This window comes from Halobellus sp. Atlit-38R (genome assembly GCF_003665925.1).
GTDB lineage: Archaea > Halobacteriota > Halobacteria > Halobacteriales > Haloferacaceae > Haloquadratum > Haloquadratum inordinatus.
Genome location: NZ_QXIJ01000001.1, coordinates 436,696 through 454,610, shown reverse-complemented (window position 1 = coordinate 454,610; position 17,915 = coordinate 436,696). Strand labels below are relative to the sequence as shown.

The 17,915-nt window shown below is 65.9% G+C and carries 18 protein-coding genes; 6 read left to right on the top strand and 12 right to left on the bottom strand.

Annotated features, from left to right (window positions below):
• Positions 1–75 precede the first annotated feature (75 nt).
• Positions 76–1,551, top strand: coding sequence for a bifunctional oligoribonuclease/PAP phosphatase NrnA (locus D3D02_RS02340; RefSeq protein ID WP_121568372.1), 1,476 nt, complete (start codon positions 76–78; stop codon positions 1,549–1,551).
• A 41-nt stretch (positions 1,552–1,592) separates the two neighbouring features.
• Positions 1,593–2,378 (top strand): CBS domain-containing protein, encoded by a 786-nt coding sequence (locus D3D02_RS02335; RefSeq protein WP_121568371.1) that lies wholly within the window; start codon positions 1,593–1,595, stop codon positions 2,376–2,378.
• A 28-nt stretch (positions 2,379–2,406) separates the two neighbouring features.
• Here D3D02_RS02335 and D3D02_RS02330 read toward each other — a convergent pair whose 3' ends face one another.
• Together D3D02_RS02330 and D3D02_RS20805 are read right to left on the bottom strand one after the other, a co-directional pair.
• Positions 2,407–2,640 carry a hypothetical protein gene (locus tag D3D02_RS02330; RefSeq protein WP_121568370.1) on the bottom strand — a complete coding sequence of 78 codons (234 nt, stop codon included), beginning with the start codon at positions 2,638–2,640 and terminating at the stop codon, positions 2,407–2,409.
• A 62-nt stretch (positions 2,641–2,702) separates the two neighbouring features.
• Complete coding sequence (locus D3D02_RS20805; protein ID WP_199722988.1) at positions 2,703–2,879, bottom strand: hypothetical protein; 177 nt, start codon at positions 2,877–2,879, stop codon at positions 2,703–2,705.
• 128 nt (positions 2,880–3,007) lie between these two features.
• Here D3D02_RS20805 and D3D02_RS02325 point away from each other — a divergent pair, with 128 nt between their 5' ends.
• A complete protein-coding gene (locus D3D02_RS02325) occupies positions 3,008–4,117 on the top strand; it encodes an aminopeptidase P family protein (protein WP_121568369.1) in 1,110 nt (369 codons plus the stop codon).
• Positions 4,118–4,155: 38 nt separating this feature from the next.
• Here D3D02_RS02325 and D3D02_RS02320 read toward each other — a convergent pair whose 3' ends face one another.
• From D3D02_RS02320 to D3D02_RS02310, 3 genes are all read right to left on the bottom strand, one after another.
• Positions 4,156–5,316, bottom strand: coding sequence for a phosphotransacetylase family protein (locus tag D3D02_RS02320; RefSeq protein ID WP_121568368.1), 1,161 nt, complete (start codon positions 5,314–5,316; stop codon positions 4,156–4,158).
• A 12-nt stretch (positions 5,317–5,328) separates the two neighbouring features.
• Entirely contained in the window at positions 5,329–7,422 is a 2,094-nt protein-coding gene (locus D3D02_RS02315) for an acetate--CoA ligase family protein (RefSeq protein ID WP_121568367.1), read from the bottom strand.
• Positions 7,423–7,540: 118 nt separating this feature from the next.
• Positions 7,541–7,861 (bottom strand): hypothetical protein, encoded by a 321-nt coding sequence (locus tag D3D02_RS02310; RefSeq protein WP_233560561.1) that lies wholly within the window; start codon positions 7,859–7,861, stop codon positions 7,541–7,543.
• A gap of 231 nt (positions 7,862–8,092) precedes the next feature.
• On the opposite strand from D3D02_RS02310, the gene D3D02_RS02305 reads away from it, so the two are divergent.
• Positions 8,093–9,121, top strand: a complete 1,029-nt coding sequence (locus D3D02_RS02305; protein WP_121568366.1) for a HAMP domain-containing sensor histidine kinase — start codon at positions 8,093–8,095, stop codon at positions 9,119–9,121.
• A gap of 14 nt (positions 9,122–9,135) precedes the next feature.
• Here the strand turns inward: D3D02_RS02305 and D3D02_RS02300 are convergent, their stop codons facing one another.
• Both D3D02_RS02300 and D3D02_RS02295 read right to left on the bottom strand, forming a co-directional pair.
• Positions 9,136–9,600 (bottom strand): YbaK/EbsC family protein, encoded by a 465-nt coding sequence (locus D3D02_RS02300; RefSeq protein WP_121568365.1) that lies wholly within the window; start codon positions 9,598–9,600, stop codon positions 9,136–9,138.
• Positions 9,601–9,698: 98 nt separating this feature from the next.
• A complete protein-coding gene (locus D3D02_RS02295) occupies positions 9,699–10,007 on the bottom strand; it encodes a MazG-like family protein (protein WP_121568364.1) in 309 nt (102 codons plus the stop codon).
• 154 nt (positions 10,008–10,161) lie between these two features.
• On the opposite strand from D3D02_RS02295, the gene D3D02_RS02290 reads away from it, so the two are divergent.
• A complete protein-coding gene (locus D3D02_RS02290; RefSeq protein ID WP_121568363.1) occupies positions 10,162–11,007 on the top strand; it encodes a ZIP family metal transporter in 846 nt (281 codons plus the stop codon).
• A 38-nt stretch (positions 11,008–11,045) separates the two neighbouring features.
• Here D3D02_RS02290 and D3D02_RS02285 read toward each other — a convergent pair whose 3' ends face one another.
• The 4 genes from D3D02_RS02285 to D3D02_RS02270 all read right to left on the bottom strand — a co-directional run bounded on the left by D3D02_RS02285 (position 11,046) and on the right by D3D02_RS02270 (position 15,928).
• Positions 11,046–11,330 carry a hypothetical protein gene (locus D3D02_RS02285; RefSeq protein WP_121568362.1) on the bottom strand — a complete coding sequence of 95 codons (285 nt, stop codon included), beginning with the start codon at positions 11,328–11,330 and terminating at the stop codon, positions 11,046–11,048.
• Between the two features lie 155 nt (positions 11,331–11,485).
• Positions 11,486–13,090 carry a BCCT family transporter gene (locus D3D02_RS02280; RefSeq protein WP_121568361.1) on the bottom strand — a complete coding sequence of 535 codons (1,605 nt, stop codon included), beginning with the start codon at positions 13,088–13,090 and terminating at the stop codon, positions 11,486–11,488.
• A 139-nt stretch (positions 13,091–13,229) separates the two neighbouring features.
• A complete protein-coding gene (locus tag D3D02_RS02275; protein ID WP_121568360.1) occupies positions 13,230–14,654 on the bottom strand; it encodes an MATE family efflux transporter in 1,425 nt (474 codons plus the stop codon).
• A gap of 206 nt (positions 14,655–14,860) precedes the next feature.
• Positions 14,861–15,928, bottom strand: a complete 1,068-nt coding sequence (locus tag D3D02_RS02270; protein WP_121568359.1) for an NAD(P)/FAD-dependent oxidoreductase — start codon at positions 15,926–15,928, stop codon at positions 14,861–14,863.
• A gap of 130 nt (positions 15,929–16,058) precedes the next feature.
• Between D3D02_RS02270 and D3D02_RS02265 the strand changes: the two genes are divergently transcribed.
• Positions 16,059–16,346: a DUF357 domain-containing protein gene (locus D3D02_RS02265; RefSeq protein ID WP_121568358.1), complete on the top strand. Its 288-nt coding sequence runs from the start codon at positions 16,059–16,061 to the stop codon at positions 16,344–16,346.
• Between the two features lie 45 nt (positions 16,347–16,391).
• Here D3D02_RS02265 and cysS read toward each other — a convergent pair whose 3' ends face one another.
• Positions 16,392–17,882 (bottom strand): cysteine--tRNA ligase, encoded by a 1,491-nt coding sequence (gene cysS / locus D3D02_RS02260; RefSeq protein WP_121568357.1) that lies wholly within the window; start codon positions 17,880–17,882, stop codon positions 16,392–16,394.
• Positions 17,883–17,915 lie beyond the last annotated feature (33 nt).

Genomic DNA, 17,915 nt, shown 5'->3' with positions numbered 1-17,915 from the left:
TCTCTAACTTTTCCACCGAACTTCGGCCGACCAGATGACGGTAGGGTTTTGGCCGGCGCGTTCGGATCCCCGCGTATGCAACGGCGGTTGGTTCTCGGGTGCGGTTCGGCCGCGCGCGGAACCATCGAGCGCCTCGCCGAGTGGCCCGGCGAGTTAGTCATCCTCTCACAGCGCGGCGACGTCGTCGACGCCATCGGCGCCGACGGAGTGACGACGAAGCGGCGCGCCCCGGCAGACGCCGAAGCGTTCCCGGACCGGGCAGAACTGGTGTTCGTCGCGAGCGACGACGCCGCGGCGAACGCCGAGGCGGCCGCTGAAGCCCGCGAGCAGTTTCCGGACGCACAGGTCGTGGTGTATCTGAGCGCTGGAGCGACCGCACAGGTACGCGAACGAATACTGGGGACCGCAGATCGCGTTATCGACGGCGAGCAGATCCTCCTCGACCGCGTCCGAGAGGTGACGACCGCTCCCGGCGCGGAACGAATCCATCGGCTCTTCGCGACGCTCCGTCGCATCGACGGACGGTTGGCCGTGGTGATGCACGACAACCCCGATCCGGACGCGATCGCGAGCGCGCTCGCACTCGCCCGAATCGCCGCGTCCGTCGGCGTCCCCGCGGACGCGTGCTACTTCGGCGACATCTCTCACCAAGAGAACCGCGCCTTAGTGAACCTGCTCGACCTGGCGCTCGTCGAACTCGACGACGGCACAGACCTCGCGGAGTACGACGGCGTCGCTCTCGTCGACCACTCCCGCCCGGGCGTCAACGACGGGTTGCCCGGCGACACCGAGATCGACATCGTCGTCGATCACCACCCGCCGCGCGCGCCGGTCGAGGCGCACTTCGTCGACCTCCGGCGCGACATTGGCGCCACCAGTACGCTCTTGGCGGAGTATCTCCGCCGGGCCGGAATCGAGCCCGAGGAGTCGCTTGCGACGTCGCTCCTCTTCGGGATCCGCGTCGACACGAACGACTTCGCTCGGGAAGTCTCCCCGGCCGACTTCGAGGCGGCGGCGTGGCTGCTCACCTACGCTGACCTCTCGATGCTCGATCGGGTCGAATCGCCAAGTATGACGTCGGCGGTGTTGGAAACGCTCGGGCGATCGATCCGCAACCGCGACGTCCGCGGCGACGCCCTGGCCTCGGACGTCGGGGCGATCAGCGACCGCGACGCCCTCGCGCAGGCGGCCGATCGGCTGCTGAATATGGAGGGGATCCGCATCGTGATCGTCTACGGGTTCCGCGACGGGACCGTCTACGTCTCCGGGCGCGCACGCGGTACCGACGTAGATCTCGGGGAGACACTCCGCGACGCGCTCGGCGCGATCGGTAGCGCCGGCGGGCACGCGGATATGGCCGGCGCGCAGGTGCCGCTCGGGATCCTCGCCGACGCCGACGACGAATCGATCGAGGAACTATCCGAGATCGTCACCGAGGTCATCGCCAGTCGGGTCTTCGAGACGCTCGAAGACGCGACCACGCTCCTCGACGTCGGCGCAGACGACACCGAGTGGGCCTTCGAGTTCCCGTTCGAGGTGAACGAAGAGTGACGAGAGGCACCCTTTTCCACGGGGACCGCGTAGGCTCGACGATGAGCGGGAGACCGAAGGTCAAAGAGTATATGACGCGTGAGGTGCAGACCGTCTCGCCGACCGACACCGTCGCCGACGTCGCACGCCGGATCAAAGAGAGCGAAGGACACAACGGATTTCCCGTCTCCGACGGCCGGAAGGTCGAGGGGTTCGTCACGGCCAGCGATCTGCTCTTGGTGGACGACGAGGACCCGATCTTCACCGTCATGACCGAGGACATCATCGTCGCCCACCCCGAGATGGACGTGATCGACGCCGCGCGCGTGATCCTCCGGTCAGGCATCCAAAAGCTCCCGGTCGTCGACGACGCCGACAACCTCGTCGGCATCATCTCGAATACGGACGTCGTCCGCTCGCAGATCGAGCGGGCGACGCCGGAGAAGGTCGGCAAACTGATGCGCACGCTCGAACAGATCCACGACGTCAGTCTCCACGAGGAATCTCGCGTCGTCGAGTTGGACGATCTCACGCCGACGCAGGCACGTGTCTACGCCGACGAACTCGAGGGGCGGCAGTACGAGCTCGAACGCGGACTCGCCGAACCGCTCGTGGTCATCGACAACGGCGGCGAACTCCTGCTGGCGGACGGCCACCACCGCGTGATGGCGGCGTTCCAACTCGGAATCGAGGAGATGGACGCCACGGTGATCGTCTTAGACGAACGCGTCGATCTGGGAATGCAACGGACGGCCGAAAAGGAGGGGCTCTCGTCGATCGAAGACATCGAAATCGCCGACTACGGCCGGCACCCGCTGATCGAAGCGACCCAGCGGTTACAGGAGTAGTCCCCGACCGGCCGCGGCTGGCTCTCTCCTATTCCTCCCGCGAATCCGCGTCCCCTTTCCACTCTTCGATCAGGGCCTTCGCTGCCTCGATGTCGGCGACGCGCTCGCGACGGTAATCTCTGCCGCCGGGCGCCTGATGCAGGCGGTCGAGTCTGACGACCCACTCGCCGTCGGGTCGGCGGCGACGGCGTAGCGTAACGTACCCGTCCTCGCGCGTCCACTCGACGAGGCGTTCCTCCTCACGAGTCCGTGTCCACTCCATACCGGTGGGTCGCACGTCGCGAGCCTGTATCTTCCGAATAGAGTCGCACGACCGCGTCGCGATCAGTCGGCGAGACCTTTGGACGCGGACTCGACGGCTTCCAGACTGGCGAGCGGGCCGGTGCGCGCGCCGCACTCGGGGCACTCGGGATAGCCCAGGTCGTCGTACCGGACTGCATCCGCGGGTAGTTCGGCTCCGCAGGCGGCACACTCGAAGTACGTGGGCCAGTCGAAGTCCATACGCCAAGTGTCACGGGGATATGTAATAGTTAATGAGTGGTTACGGCCGGTCTCTGGCCGGATTTCCGCGTGCCGGGATCCCACAACGCGACCGTACCTTCTTGTGTGATTGCGCGGAAGCCTCCGGTGTGACGCCTCTCGAACGACGAACCGACGCGGCACAGACGGCGCTCGCGGACGCGGGCGCGGACGCGCTCGTCTGTGTCCCCGGACGGAACCTCCAGTATCTCACCGGCCTCGTCGAGTCCCAGCGCGAGCGCCACTTCCTCTTCGTCGTGCCCGCCGAGGGCGACCCGACGTTCTTCGTCCCGGCGCTTGCGGCCTCGCAGGTCCGAGCAGAGTCGTGGGTGCTCGACGTGCGGGCGTGGGACGACGAGACGGACCCCGTGCGGGCGCTGTCGGAGCTGTTCGACGACCTCGGGATCCCGGCGGCGTCGCACCTTCTCGTCGACGACACGATGTGGGCGACGTTCACTCAAGACGTGCGCGAGATTCGTCCGGACGCCACGCTCGGCCTCGCCAGCGAGGTGCTCGCAGACCTGCGAATCAGAAAGGACGATGCCGAACTCGACGCGCTTCGACGGGCCGCAGGGGCCGCAGACGACGCGATGGAGCGCGTTCGCGGCCTCGGCAGCGACGCCGTCGGGCTGACAGAATCCGAACTCGCAGCCCGGATCGAGTCGTTTCTCGCCGACGCCGGCGGCGACGGCGTCTCTTTCGAGACGATCGTCGGCTCCGGACCCAACGGCGCGATGCCGCACCACACCCACGGCGATCGAACGATCGAGGCCGGCGACCCGGTCGTCGTGGACTTCGGAACGCGCGTCGACGGCTACCCCAGCGATCAGACTCGAACTGTCGTCTTCGACGGCACTCCTGGCGAGCGCTTTCGCGAGGTCCACGACGTGGTCAGACGCGCGCAGGAGGCAGCCGTCGACGCAGTCGAACCCGGCGTGACTGCCGGCGCGGTCGACGCTGCCGCGCGCTCGGCCATCGAGGACGCGGGCTACGGCGAGCGCTTCATTCACCGGACGGGCCACGGCGTCGGCCTCGACGTCCACGAAGAGCCATACATCGTCGCCGACAGTACGCGAGAACTGGAGCCGGGGATGGTCTTCAGCGTCGAGCCCGGCGTCTACCTCGACGGCACGTTCGGCGTCCGCATCGAGGACCTCGTCGTCGTCACCGACGACGGCTGTGAACGCTTGAACACGACAGACCGCGGGTGGAAGTGCTGAGGAGCGCCAGCAGTAGTCGCACCTGACGGATACGAGGATTACGCCTCGTCAGCGTCGGTTGGGCTGTCGGAGTCGCCAGTGTCCTCCGGGTCCGCCGAGTCCTCCGCTGCGTCCGCCGCGTCCGCACCGCTTTCCTCCGGACCGAGCAGCGCGTCCACGTCGGCGTGATCGTAGAGGAGTTCGCTCATCCGGGTGATCGTCTCCTCGTCGCGGGCGCGGCCGGTGTTGACGACCGTCTCCGCGCGGTCGACGACCGACAGGGTGTCGCCGGTGACGAGCAGGACAGGCACGCCCTTCTGTTCGGCCTTGCCGAGCACGGCCGGCGACGGGCGGTGTCCGCCGGTGAGGATGATGGCGTTGACGCCGGGGGCCTCCAACGCTGCGGTGATGATCTCCGCGCGGTCGCCGCCGGTGATAACTGCGGCGTTCTTGGTGCGGCGGAAGTACCGGAGAGCGGCGTCTCCGCCCATCGCGCCGACGAGGAAGCGCTCCACGTAGGCCCCGCTGTCGCCGTCGACGGCGACGTCGGCGCCGAGTTCGGCGGCGAGGTCTTCGACGGTCACGCCGGCGAGGTCGCGCTCGCGTGGGACGACGCCGAGAACGGGGATCCCGCGTCCTTCGAGGAACGGCACGCCCTGCTGTTCGAGGTCGTCGAAGGCGGCGTCGTTCACGCCGTTGAACAACACGCCCACGAGGCGGTCGCCGAAGGCCTCCGCGGCGGCGACGACGTCGTCGAGATCGCCCGGATTCTCGTAGTCCGCGACGAGGAGCACGTCGGCGTCGAGCCGCGACGCGATGTCCACGTCGGTCAGATCGACGATGCCGCCCGTGGTCCACGAGCCGCCGCCCTCGACGAGCATCAGCCCGCAGTTGGCCGCGAGCTGTTCGAAGTACTCCTCGATGAGGGCGCCGAGCTCTTCGGGGTCCTCCTGCCCGCGGATCGCGCCGTCGACGAACGTCGGCGAGTAGACGATCGGCTCCATCTGGTGCATCTCACAGTCCAGATCGAGGAGTTCGCGCGCCAACATCGGATCCTCGTCGAGCGTCTTGCCGACGTTCGACTGGAGCCGCGTGCCTTTGGGCTTCATATAGCCGACGTCGAGGCCGCGCTCCTGTGCGAGTCGGCCGAGCGCGAGGGTGACTGCCGTCTTGCCGGTGCTTTCCTGGATCGAAGCGACGAGTAGGGTGTTCGTGTGCATCTGTGGGGCTCCTCAGAGTTGATCGGGGTCGACGGTGAGTCGCACGTCGACGGCTTCGACGCCATCGGGGGTGGCGACGAGCGGGTTGATGTCCAATTCGAGAATCGCCGGGAAGTCGGTCACGAGCTGTGAGAGGCGCTGGATCGTCTCGACGACGCCCGCGACGTCTGCGGGCTCGCGTCCGCGCGCCCCCCGCAGCAACGGCGCGGCGTCGATCTCCCGGGTCATCGCCTCGGCCTCCGGTTCGGAGACCGGCGCGACGCGGAACGTCGTGTCTTCGAGCGTCTCGACGAAGATTCCGCCGAGGCCGAAGAGCAAGAGCGGGCCGAACTGCGGATCGCGGTTCATCCCGACGATCGTCTCCACACCGTCGTCGAGGTCGACCATCTCTTGGACCTGCACGCCGATGATCGTCGCGTCGGGCTGGTAGTTGCGCGCGCGCGAGATCAGGTCTTCGTAGGCGTCGTAGACCTCCTCGTTCGGGACGCCGACCTTGACGCCCCCGATGTCCGATTTGTGTAGGATATCCGGGCTGACGATCTTCATTACCACGTCGCCGTCGATGGACTCCGCGACTTCGAGCGCGTCCGCGGGTGCGTCGACGATGTCGCCGGCGGGCGTCTCGATCCCGTAGGCGTCTAGGAGACCCATCGCTTCGACGCCCAACCGCGTGTCCGCGCGGCCCTCGACCGACGCGAGGATCTCCCGGGCGCGCTCGCGGTCGACGTCGAACGTCGTCGGCGCCTGGTACTCCCGTTCGGTGATGTCACGGAAGCGCGAGAGCGCGTCGAGACCCTGCACCGCCCGCGCGGGATCGAAGTAGTTCGGGATCCCGGCGTCGGCGAGCGTCTCTGCGGCGGGCTCGACCCGGGCGCCGCCCATAAAGCAGGCGGCGACGGGCTTGCCGTGTTTCGCCTGTAGCTCGACGGTGTCGGCGGCCAGTTGCTGGTAGTCGAGGACGGCCGTCGGACACGAGAGGACGATGACGCTGCCGACGTTTGCGTCACCGAGCGCGACGTCCAGCGCGTCGCGGAAGCGCTCGTTGTCGGCGTCGCCGACGATGTCGACCGGGTTGTAGATGTTACCTTCCGCCGGCAACGCCTCCGAGAAGGCATCGAGCGTCGAGTCGGTGAACGACGCCATCGAGAGCCGCGAGTCACCGATCGCGTCGGTGCTCATCACGCCCGGCCCGCCGGCGTTCGTGATGACCGCGACGCCGTCGCCTTCGGGGAGGGGCTGGCTCTCTAAGACGCGAGCGGCGTCGAACAGTTCCTGGACGGACGCTGCGCGGATGACTCCAGCCTGTTCGAGACCGGCCTCGTAGGCCTGATCCGAGCCGGCGATCGTCCCCGTGTGACTAGAGGCGGCCTGTGCGCCGGCGTCGGTGCGGCCGGACTTCACGAGGACGACCGGCGTCTCCGCGGTCACCTCCCGCGCCGTCTCGATGAACGCCTGACCGTCGTCGATGCCCTCCAGATAGCCGATTATCACGTCGGTGTCGTCGTCGTCGCCCCACTCTCTGACGAAGTCGGATTCGTCGAGGACGGCCTTGTTGCCGAGCGAGACGACGTCTTTGAAGCCGATGCCCTGGTCGTTCGCCCAGTCTAAGACGGCCGTGATGAACGCCCCCGACTGGCTCATAAACGACATCCGCCCCTCGGTGGCGTTCTCGGGGCCGAACGTCGCGTTCATTCCGACCGGCGTCGACATAATCCCGAGGCTGTTGGGGCCGACCAGGTCGATGTCGTACGTCTCGGCGACCTCAATCAGGTCCTGCTCACGGGCGGCGCCCTCACTGCCGGTCTCGCCGAAGCCGGCGGTGATGACCACGACGTTTCGGACGCCCGCCTCGCCGGCCTCGCGAACGACGTCGACGGCGATCTGCGGCGGCACGACGACGACGGCGAGGTCGGCGTCGGCGGCGGCGACGTCGTCTAGCGTCGGGATGCCGAAGACCTCCTCGTGGCTCGGATTCACGGGGACGACCTCGCCCGCGAACGAATCGAGGAGGTTCTCCATAATCGCCCGGCCGACGGAGCCCGCACGCTCTGTCGCGCCCACGACGGCGATTCGCTCGGGCGAGAACAACGCGGATAACTCTCCCATCGCGCGAACGTACTCGGCGTCGGCGCTTAAATCCGTGCGGTCTGGTACTCGATTCCGAGTAGCTGTCTTCGAAGACACCAGGCTGATCGGCGTCCGTCGGCGATCACGTGAAACGGGATCAGACGACGTCGTCGGGGGCGTACTGCTCACGAGTCCGTTTCGCTTCCTGGGCGTATCGCCTGCGCTCGTCGGAGTCGGTCACGGTGCCGAGACTCGACTCGCGAGCGAGCAGCCCCGCCGTCGTGTCGCGTGCGTCGTCGAAACTGGTGAGGGCGCGCTCTTTGCGGAGATACTGCGATCCATCGGGGGTCGCGTACACGAGGATGACGATGTTCTGTTCGTCGTCGGAGTACGTCCGCTCGACGAGCCAGACGCGCTGTCGTTCGGCATCGCCGTCGCTCTCTGCTGGGGCGTCCACCGACGGTGAGTGATCGGTCATACGCCATCTACGGTGCCGAGATACATATATCGCCAGTCGCACCGGTACTGTTAGCCGCGGGACTGATACCGTCGGATAGAACGATGTGGAACGTATCGGCACCCCGTGGGTACCAACGTCATTTACGAACTACTGTCCGACAGTATGAGGACCAGTTCCGGACAGGAATGTACAATTCCGATCACGATAGCACACCTACATTTTTAAATTACTCTCACCTGTAACGACCGTATGGATCGCGATGGCGAGGCGATCGACGTCGAGACCGTCTCCCGAAGTCAGATGGAGCCGGTCTTCGCTATCGACGCCGATGGCACCATCGCGTTCGCGAACGATCGGTTCTACGCGATCTCCGGCCTCTCCTCGGATACGGTGATCGGGACCGACTACGACCGCTTCGGTCGGATCGTCGAAGACGGCCTCGACTCGCTACGGACGGCCGTCGAATCGGTGCTGGCCGACGAATCGTCCGAAGAACGGGTCGAGTTGGAGATGGGTCACCCCGAGGAAGCGCCCGTCCCCCGCCACCTGCCGGCAGAGGCGCGGGTCACGACGCTGCGATCGGGCGGAGAGCCCATCGGGGCGCTCGTCTCGCTCCGACGGATCGGGACGCGGAAAGCGTACGAGCGCCAACTGGAACGACAGAACGAGCGACTAGAGGAGTTTGCGAGCGTCGTCGCCCACGACCTCCGGAACCCGCTGAACGTCGCCGAGGGCCATCTCGAAATCGCGAGCGAGGAGTGCGAGTCAGCGCACCTAGCGTCTGTCGACGACGCTCTCGGCCGGATGTGGGATATCATCGAAAACACGCTCACGCTCGCGAAGCAGGGCCATCACGTCGGGGAGAAAGAGCGCGTGACACTTTCGGAGTTCGTCAGACAGTGCTGGGGCACCGTCAGCACGTCGGGAGCCACCCTCGAAGTCGAAGACGGGATGACGATCAGAGCCGACGTCGACCGGCTTCGGAACCTCTTCGAGAACCTGTTTCGGAACGCCGTCGAACACGCCGGAGACGAGGTAACGGTCCACGTGGGTGCGATCGAAGACGGATTTTTCCTCGAAGACGACGGCCCGGGTATCCCGCCGACGGATCGACAGCGCGTGTTCGATCTGGGGTACTCGACCGCGGCGGACGGCACGGGGTACGGTCTCGCAATCGTCAAGTGGATCGCCGAGGCGCACGGCTGGGAGGTCGCTGTGGCTGACAGCGAGGGCGGTGCCCGATTCGAGTTCACCGGTGTCGACGTCGTTCGCGAGTGAGGGATCGGGTCAGCCTACACCTCGATCGGCGTCGCGTCGGAGACGTCTCGGAGGGTCTGGGGATCGATCGAGAAGACCGCTGTCGGCGCGCCGGCGGCCGCCCAGACGGTCTCGTAGGCGAGCAGTGACTCGTCGATGTAGACCGGCAAGTCGGCATCGTGACAGAACGGGGGGACGCCGCCGATGCTCCAGCCGACGACACTCCGAATCTCGTCGGGATCGGCCATCGCGACGTCCTCGGCGCCGAGGTGCGATTCGAGCCGTGGTTCGCTGACGCGGTTCGCGCCGCTCGTCACGACGACGACGAGATCGCCATCGACCTCGAAGACGAGGCTACTCGCGATCTGCCCGACTTCACAGCCGACCGCGTCAGCGGCGTCGGCGGCCGTCTCGGTGCCTTCCGGGAACGATTCGACGGTGAGACCGAGATCGTAGCGTTCCCGTGCTCGTTCGGTGAACTCGCGTGCGCGGCGATGCATACGCCCTCTTGTGACGGCCGTTCCGAAGAGCGCTTCGACCGGTCGCCGGACAGCGGGCAGACGGCGCGTTCCGCGACGGCGCCGACCGCCGAGCGGGATTACTCGCCGGATCCTGGCGTCCCGTCGTCTGCGATACGGGACTCGTATTTCGTCAACGACTCCTCCAGTGCGGCCTCGGCGTCGACGTCGAGTTCCTCGGCGAGCGCGAGTAATGCGAAGAGCGCGTCGCCAAGTTCGTCGCGTTTCACCGATAGCGACTCTGGCTCCTCACCGTAGGCGGTCGACTTCGTCGCATCCGCGGCCAATTCGCCGACCTCCGCTGTCAGGTCCAGGAGTCGATACGCCGGGTGGGTGTGCAACTCGGCTTCCTCGAGGAACTCCGCCACGCGTCGCTGACTGTTGCGCATCAGACAGGTCCGCGAACGCCGTCGTAGAAAATGTTTTGTTTCCGAAATTATAGACCGTTGATGTCCTTTCGCGTTCGTTTGCGCGACGGTTTTAGGCCCACCAAAACAATCAGTAATATGAAATGTTATACCGATTCAGTGGTTACACGCGAGTATGGTCGAGCTGTGGTCTTTCGCATTCGTCTTCATCGCGGGCCTGATAACGGCGCTCGCGACGGGGTTAGGGGCAGTCCCGTTCTTCTTCGTCTCCGACGTGAGCGACCGCTGGAACGTCGCGCTCTGGGGGATCGCCTCCGGCATTATGCTGTCCGCATCGGTTTTCGGGCTCGTGTTAGAGGCGCTCGGCGAGTACGTCCACGTGGCGCTCGGTGGGGTTTCCATCGACCCGATCCCACAGCGTGAACTGCTCCTCCTCGGTGCCGGACTCTTCGCCGGCATCCTTCTCGTCTACGTCGCCCACGACCTCATCGAAGCCGCCGAGGTCGACCCGCGGCAGTACGAGGAAGCGGACTTCAAGAAGCTGGTGCTCATTCTCGGCGTCTTGACCGTCCACTCCTTCCCGGAGGGCGTCGCCGTCGGCGTCTCGTTCGCAGACCTCGGGCTGCAGGGCGGAACGCAGCTCTTTGGGTTCGTAGTACCCCTGCTCGCGATCTTTATGACGATCGCGATCTCGATCCACAACATCCCCGAGGGCGTCGCCATCTCGATCCCGTTGCGCTCGATGGGCGTCGCGAACTGGAAGCTCGTCTGGTGGTCAGTGTTCTCGAGCCTCCCGCAGCCGATCGGCGCGGTTCTGGCGTTCTACTTCGTCCGCGCCGCTCGGGAGTTCCTCCCCGCGGGCTTCGGCTTCGCGGCCGGTGCGATGATCTTTCTCGTCCTCACGGAGTTCATTCCGGAGGCACTCGCCGTCGGGCGCAGTCTGCCCGGCGGCGGCCGTCGTGAACTCGCCGCGGGCGTCGCAGCCGGCTTCCTCGCGATGGTTCCGCTGCTGTTCGTCTGAAAGGGAAAAAGAGATCGAGCCGCGACCGCCTCGTGCGTTCAGTGACTGTGGCCCATCGCCTCGTCGAGCGAGACGCCGAAGCGCTCCTCGAAGAGTTCCTCCATCTTCTCGTTCAGTTCTTCCAGGTCGGCGGGCGTCTCGCCCTGTCCGTGGTGGACGACGGCGTGCGCCTGCTGGGCGAACGACTGGATCAGGAGGTCGCCGACGACGGCCGTCGTCGACTCGCCCTGTTCGGTGAACACGTCGGCAAGGCCCTCGGGGAGTTCGATCTCCTCGACGTCGCCGTTCGGCGCTTCGATCGTGTAGGTCTCGGTGTCGACCATACGTCCTCTCCGGCGCCTCGACATAAGGGTCTGTGGGAATCGGCCGCTCGAACGACGACGCGGCGTCGCTCGCTCATACTATCGGACAGCAGTTTGTGAAGTGCGTTGGCACCCACGGAGTGCCGATACGCTGCACAGAGTTCTGTCAGACAGTATCAGTCGTCGTCGGAACTCATCGACACCGCCGGGGAGTTCGCCCCTGTCGTGACCACGGAGTCGTCCTCACCCGACAGCAGCGGGTGGACCGACTGGTACTCCCAGACCATTCCGACGATTGCGACGACGGACATAAGCGCGAACGGGAAGCCCGTGATGATCGCCGACGACCGGAGGGCGTCGATGCCGCCGCCGACGATGAGCAGCGAGGCGAGACCGCCCATCAGACCGCTCCAGATGATCCGATTGACCGTCGAGGGGTGTTGCTTGCCGCCGGTCGTGAGCATCCCGAGCGCGAGCGTCGAGGAGTCAGCCGAGGTGACGAAGAACGTCACCACCAGTAGCATAAACACGCCCGCCAGCACGTCGCCGAAGGGGAGACTGGCGAAAAGCGGGAAGCCCGAGACGGAGACGCCGTACTGGTCGACCATATCGAGCATCGGTGCGATGTTGTTGCGCTCGAAGAAGATGGCGCTGCCGCCCATCGTGAGGAACCACGGGATCGTCGAGGCCGTCGCACCGATGAGCGCGGTCGCGACCACCTGTCGGATCGTCCGGCCCTTCGAGATGCGTGCGACGAACAGGCCGCCGAAGGGGGCCCACGAGAACACCCACGCCCAGTAGAAGACCGTCCAGTTTCCGACCCACTCGCCGGTGCCGGTGGCGTTCGTGTAGAGACTCATCGAGACGAACTCGCTGAAATAGCCGCCGACCGCCTGCAAGCCGGTGTTCATAATGTAGTTGGTCGGCCCCAGCAAGAACGTCACGACCGCCAGCGCGGCGAAGACGCCCATATTGAACAGCGACACGCGGGCGATTCCCTTCTTGACGCCGAGCGTGACAGAAACGGTGAACGCGACTGTCAGGCCCGTGATCACCAGGACCGTTCCACCGTCGCCGAGTGAAATACCCGCTGTGTACTCCAGACCGGTGAGGAACTGTCGCCCGACGAAGCCGAGCGTCGTCGCGATGCCGCCGATCGTCGCGAACACCGCCAGCACGTCGATGGTTTTCGCCCAGAAGCCGTCGAGGTTCTCGACGCCGACGAACGGCGCGATGAGCGTCGAGACGCGCATCGGCGCGTCCTTCCGGAAGGCGTAGTACGCGATCGGAATCGCGACGATCAGGTACGGAACCCAGTAGGAGATGCCCCAGTGAAACAGCGTGTACTGGATCGCGCCGACGGCCGCCGCGGACGTGCCGGCTTCAGCGCCGACGAGCGGCGGAACGTTCGCGTAGTGGTTCAGCGCCTCCGCCGGTCCCCAGAAGACGATACCGGCCGCGATCCCCGCCGAGAACATCATCGAGAAGAACGACAGGAGACTGAACTCGGGGTCGTCCTCGGGCTTGCCGAGTTTGATGTCGCCCCAGCGGCCGAACATCAGCCAGAGGCTGAAGACGACCATCAGGAACATCGTCCCGATGTAGACCCACATAAACTCGGTCCAGAGGTACTCGTTGATCTGTCCCATCCGCTCCGCTGAGACGTCTGGATTCAGGAAGAAGACCAGAATCGCCAGCAACGAAACGGAGAACCCGACACCGAAGACAACGGTGTCGAGTTCGTCGACGAATTGTCGCAAACTTGTGCGTATCGTACGCATACATACTGGTCTCCACGTGATGGATTGTCAAACATAAGACGGCATATGACACCCGTTGAAGTGAGTTATGGCATCACTCCACTGTGGTGACAAAACGCAGCCTAAATGATAGGAACCTGATATGAGGTACTCGGTCCGTTCAATCACTCGGGTCCGGACGGTAGCCCCGGCTCACGGCTTTCCAGCGGTTCGAGCGGAACCGCCGGAGGTTCACCACCATCGGCACGGCAGTCTCGGCGAGCAGCGCGAGGAGCAGGCCGCCGGTCCCGAGCGCCGGGACGATAGTGCCGAGCCACGCCAGCGGGACCGCCGCGAGATACAGCCCCGCCAGCGCCGAGACGAACGGGATCCGGGTGTCGCCCGCGCCCCGCAGCGCGCCCGTGATCGAGCCGTCGACGCCGAGGGCGACGACGCTGATCGCGGCGACGCGGACGAACTGTGCCGAGAGCGCACGGTTCGCGGGTTCGTTCACGAAGATGCCCGCGATGGGGTTCGCGAAGACGACGACGACGGCGGCAGCGACGAGATAGACGAGTACCGAGAGTCGGACGATTCCCCAGCCGTACGCCTCGGCTTCGCTTTCCTCGCTCGCGCCGAGTTTCTGGCCGACGAGCGTCGAAGCGGCGATCGAAAAGCCCCACGAGAAACTCCCGAGTAGCGCGCGAACCTGTCGGCCGACGCCGACTGCCGCGACGGCGACGGGACCGAACGTCGCCGCGATGGCGAGCAGCGGAAACACCACGAGCCCTTGAGCCGCCCGACGGGCGACGAGCGGGGCCGAGACCTGCCCGATCTGCCGGAGCAGTTCGCGGTCGAGTAGTGGCCCCGAGAACGTGAGCGGAACTGGACTCGCCCCCCGACCCCGAACGTAGTTCCGGCCCGTCATCCCCCACGCGAACACGACGGTCACGAGCGCCGTCGCCAGCGTGGTGCCGAGCGCCGCGCCCGCGACACCCATATCCAGACCGAGGACGAACGCCGCCGACAGCGCAATGTTGGCGACCGCGCCGCCTGCCCGAACCGCCATCGGCGTGAGGGTGTCGCTGACGCCCGCGTAGGTTCGGCTGGCGATGAGATTCAAAAACTCGAAGAGCAGGCCGGGGGCGACGATCGCGAGGTACGTCGCGCCGTATCCGACGCTTTCGGGGTCCTGTCCGAGCAAGTCGACGAGGGGCCTCGCGGCGAGACCGAAGAACCCCACTGTCGGGATGCCGAGTGCGACCGCCAGAAGGACGCTCAACCGGACGACCGACGCCGCGCGTTCCGTGTCGCCGCCGCCGTAGTTCTGCGAGACGAGCGCCACTGTCCCGCCAGCGAGGCCGATCGCGAGGAACTTCGCGACCATCCAAAAGGCGTTCGCGAGCGTCAGCCCCGCGACGGCGGTCGGCCCGATGACGAGGCCGACGAGCGCGAGATCCACCGTTCGCTTCGACATAATGGCGAACCCGGTGACGATCCGAGGCCACGCGAGGTCGACTGTCGCGCGGAGGCGCGTCTCCTCGATGACGCCCGCATCCGCCAGTATCCGGGCGAGCGCCGTGCCGGTTCGCCTGAGTCGTGACACGGCTAACAGAAGCAGTGCCCGCGGCTAAGGGATTCCGTTCGGTGGCCGAGGCTGCCGGAAGTGGATCGAAGGCACGTCGCAACCGTAGCATCGCCGCGCTCCGTGTGGCTGCCACCGCGAGCAGAGCGAGCGTTTCTCGTCCAGATTTTTGGCCGGGGTCGAGCGCCGACGACGGGAGCGCGAAGTCCCGGTAAAAAGGTGGGTGCCTAGTCGTCGCTCTCGACGGCCGCGACCTCGCTACCCGCTTCGGCCTTCTGCTCGCGTTCGAGATCTTCGAGGTAGTCGTCGGCGTCGAGGGCGGCCTTCACGCCCATCCCGCCGGCCGTGGCGGCCTGCTGGTAGTGGTAGTCGACGACGTCGCCTGCGCCGAAGATGCCGGGGACGTCCGTGGCGGTCTGGTTGCCTCCCGTGCCGCCCTGGGTCTTGAGGTAGCCGTCGTCGTCGAGTTCGACGCCCGTGCCTTCGAGGTAGCCCGCGTTCGGCGTGTGGCCGATAGCGTAGAAGACCGCGCCGACGTCGAAGTCGAACTCCTCGGTGTCGGGGTCGTCGAGTTTGTCGGTGGGGTGGCCCTCGGGGTGGCTGACGAGCGTGACGTGGTCGACGCCCTCCTCTTGGCTGCCGTGGAGTTCCGTGACTTCGGTGTTCCGCATAATCTCGATTTCGCCCTCGTCGACCTTCTCCATCACGCGGTCGATCCAGTAGTCCTCCGCGCGGAACTCCTCGCGGCGGTGGACGAGATAGACCGTCGAAGCGAACTTGGTGAGGAAGTTCGCTTCTTCCATCGCGGCGTCGCCGCCCCCGACGACGAGGATCTTCTCGTCGCGGAAGAACGCGCCGTCACAGGTTGCACACGTCGAGAGGCCGTAACCCATCAGTTCGTCCTCGCCCGGGATGCCGAGCGTCCGCGCGGATGCCCCCGATGCGGAGATGATCGCGTCGGCCGTGTAGACGTCGCCGTTCTTCAGGCGGACCGTGAAGGGACGTTCGTCGGCCTCGACGGACTCGATGATGCCGTTTTTGATCTCCGCGCCGAAGCGCTCGGCCTGCTCTTTCATATTCTGGACGAGTTCGGGCCCGGAGATGCCTTCGGGGAAGCCCGGATAGTTGTCGACCTCCGTCGTCAACGTGAGCTGTCCGCCGGGTTCGTCGCCCTCGAATACGAGGGGCTCGTTGTTCGAACGGCCGGCATAAATTGCTGCAGAGAGCCCCGCGATACCGGAGCCAGCGACGATGAGCGGGCGATGTTCGACGACCTCGTCAGCGATATCTGTCATACACACTGCTTCGGTAGACACGTCCTTTTAGATTCCGCTGTCGTGCGCACGTCCCGTCAGACTGTATTGTGTTACCGTCACAAGATCGAATTTGACCGGATATATACGCCCAGCGCGGCGACTCTCGGGTATGGCCGCGGATCTGATCGAGAAAACGGACCGATACGAGCGGATGTTCGCCGATGCGCTCGCGGAGGCCGACATCGTCGTGCCGGCATCGACGCCGCTGGGCGAGGCGGCCGCCGAGGTACGGGAGATGTCGCTGTCGTACCTCGAAGACGGGCGGCACTTCCGCGAGAACGACGATCCTGTGAACGCACTCGCTGCCTTCTCGTACGGCTACGGGTGGCTCGACGCCGGCGTCCGGATAGGGCTCTTCGAGATTCCCGAGGAGACGCACCTGTTCACGATGGAGTGACGAGCCGCGTCTGCGGGAGACGCACTCGGCGGGGATCGCGGAGCGCTACCCGAATCGATACGTCGGGCCGTCGTCGCTGTCCTGGATTTCGATCCCGAGGGCTTCGAGATCGTCGCGGAGGTCGTCCGCACGCTCGTAGTTGCCCGCGTCGCGCTCGGCTTCCCGAACGTCGAGGACGAGTTCGACGAGTTCCTCGGCGAGCGTCACCGTCCCGTCGCCGTCCGTCGCCGCGCCGAACGAGAGACCGAAGACGTCGCCGCCGAGTTCCTCGAAGGCCTCGACGCTCTCACGCAGCGCCCAGTAGTCGTACGCGTCGTGGTCGTCGACGTGGCGGTTCACCGCCGTCGCCAGTTCGAGCAGCGCCGCCATCGCCTCTCGGACGTTGAAGTCGTCGTTCATCGCCTCCCGGAACTGGGTTCGGGTCTCCGCGAGCGCCCCGCGGAAGGGTTCGTCTTCGACTTTCGCGTACGCGTCGGTGCTGTCGCAGGCGCCGACGGCGGTCTCGTAGGCGCGGTCGAGTCGCTCCCAGCGTTCCTCGGCCTCGCGCATCTCTTTCTCCCCGAACGTCTGCTCGCTGCGGTACGCGGTCGAGAGATAGAACGTCCGGACGACGTCGACGCCGTACTGGTCGAGGGCGTCGTCGACGGTGAGGAAGTTCCCGAGACTGGAGGACATCTTGTCGCCGGCGGTCTGGAGGAGGCCGACGTGGAGCCAGTAGCGAGCGAACTGCTGGCCCGTCGCGGCCTCGCTCTGGGCGATCTCGTTTTCGTGGTGCGGGAAGACGAGGTCGCGGCCACCGACGTGGATGTCGAGCGTGTCATCGAGGTGCGTCATCGACATCGCAGAGCACTCGACGTGCCAGCCGGGTCGGCCCTCGCCCCACGGCGACGCCCAGGTCTGCCCGCAGGGGTCTTCGACGGCCGGGAGATCCGCGTGGCGGTGTTCGGCGACGTCCTCGGGCGCGACTGCGCCGGCCTTCCAGAGCGCGAAGTCCGCGGGGTGGCGCTTCTCGGAGCGCTCGTCTTCGGGCCCCTGGGTCTCGATCTCGTCGAGGCGCTGATTCGAGAGTTTGCCGTAGTCCTCGAAGGCAGTGACGTCGAAGTAGACCGAGCCGTTTGACTCGTAGGCGTAGCCGCGTTCGACGAGCGTCTCGACGAGGTCGATGATGTCGGGGACGTGTTCCGACACCCGGGGGTAGACTTCGGCGCGCTTGAGGTTCAGCCCGCGCATATCTCGGATCACGTGAGAGGTGAAGTGTTCGGCCACCTCAGATTCGTCGCCGCCGAAGTCGTCCTCGCCGATGCGGGCGACGATCTTCTCGTTGACGTCGGTGAAGTTCTCGACGTGGCGGACGTCGTAGCCTTCGTGTGCCAGCCAGCGATGCATTACGTCGGCGTGCGCCCACAGGCGCGCGTGCCCGAGGTGTGCGTCGTCCGAGACCGTCAGCCCACAGACGTACAGCAGGACTTCGTCGTCGTTCCGCGGCTCGAACTCCTCGCGTTCGCCCGTCAGGGTGTTGGTCACGGACAGCGTCATCGACGGTGGATACTCGCGTCCTGGTTGTTAAAT